The organism is Mesorhizobium sp. M7A.F.Ca.CA.004.12.1.1 (assembly GCF_003997835.1).
Lineage (GTDB): Bacteria > Pseudomonadota > Alphaproteobacteria > Rhizobiales > Rhizobiaceae > Mesorhizobium.
Map to the genome: position 1 here is coordinate 1 of NZ_RZRK01001090.1, position 1,595 is coordinate 1,595.

The window sequence follows — 1,595 nt, forward strand, 5'->3', positions numbered from 1 at the left end:
GATCGGCAGCGTGTCGATGCGCACGCCGACGGCGTCGAAGACGGCATTGGCGACCGCCGGGATCTGTGGGTTGGCGCACATTTCGCCCGGCCCTTTGGCGCCGTATGGTCCGTCCGCCGATGGCCGCTCCAGCACGATGATCTCGGTCTCGGCGAGGTCGCCGGGACCCGGCATCAGATACTGGTTGAAGTCGGTGCCGCCATGATCGCGGTTGGGATAATAGGGCTCGGTCGTCTCGTAGAGCGCATGGCTGATGCCCATCCACGAACCGCCGACCAGCTGCTGTTCGACCATTTTCGGGTTCAGCGCGCGGCCGATCTCGAAGACGTTCTTCACCGTCAGTACGGTGACCTCGCCGGTTTCGTCGTCGACCTCGACCTCGGCCACGGTGCAGGCATGCGCGTAGCAGGTCGACGGCTTCATCGCGCCGGTTTCTTTCTCGGGATAAGAGCGCGGGATCAGGAACATGCCGCGGCCCGAGATCGAGCGGCCGCGCTTGAAATGCGCCGACAGCGCGACATCGAAGATCGAGATCGACTTTTGCGGCGCGCCCTTGACCAGTATGTTGCCCTGGCCGTCGGTCTCGAGGTCGGATGCATTCACCTCCAACTCCTCGGCCGCCACTTCCAGCATCACCTGGCGGGCTTCCCTTGCCGCCTGGATGACGGCGTTGCCGGCGCGGTGTGTGCCGCGCGAGGCGAAGGTGCCCATGCAGTGCGGGCCGGTGTCGGTGTCGGCGGTGTCGACGACGACACGGTCGGTCGGCACGCCGATCGTCTCGGCGCAGATCTGCGCCATGATCTGCTTCATGCCCTGGCCGAGATCGACCGATGACAGCGTCACCATGAAATTGCCGGTCGGCGTCGAATGCACCAGCGCCTGCGTCGGGTCGCCGCCGAGGTTCATGCCGGTGGGATAGTTGATCGCGGCAACGCCGCGTCCACGCCTGATCGCCATCTCAAGCTCCCTTCACGTAGGATGACATCGCCATGTATTTCTCCGCCACCGGCCAGTTGGCGGCGCGCGAGGCTTCCTGCATGCATTCGATCAGCGCCGCGCCCTCGGTCGGCTGGCGGTGCGCTTTCATATCGCCGTCGCGATAGGCGTTGATGAAGCGGAATTCGAGCGGGTCCATGCCGATCAGCCGCGCCAGCTTGTCCATCTGCACCTCCAGCGCGAAATCGCCGATGGTGACGCCGAAGCCGCGCATGGCGGAGGAGGGCGTGCGGTTGGTGTAGACGCAGTAGGTGTCGATCCAGACGTTCGGGATAGTGTAGGGGCCGGGATAGTGCCCCGCGCCCTTCTGCGCGCCATAGGGCGAGTGGCGCGAATAGGCGCCGGCATCGGTGTAGCCAGTGACCTTGCGCGCGACGATGCGGCCGTCCTTCATGACGCCGTCCTTGATGACGACCTTTTCGGCCGCGCGTGGCGACGATATCTGCATCTCCTCCTCGCGGCTGTAGATAAAACAGACTGGTCGTCCGGTTAATTTTGCGCCGAGGATGGCGATCGGCTCGACGATGACGTCGACTTTGCCGCCAAAACCGCCGCCGACGGTGCCGCCGACGAAATGCAATTTGCTGCCGGGCATCTGC

At 64.7% G+C, this 1,595-nt stretch carries 2 protein-coding genes; both read right to left on the minus strand.

Features of this window, described 5'->3' with window-relative positions; genetic code table 11:
• On the minus strand, positions 1–957 hold a 957-nt coding region (locus tag EN984_RS39405; protein WP_164765887.1), incomplete at its 3' end, for a molybdopterin cofactor-binding domain-containing protein.
• 1 nt (position 958) lies between these two features.
• Positions 959–1,595, minus strand: a 637-nt coding sequence (locus EN984_RS39410; protein WP_164765888.1) for a molybdopterin cofactor-binding domain-containing protein, incomplete at its 5' end; no start/stop codon positions are given.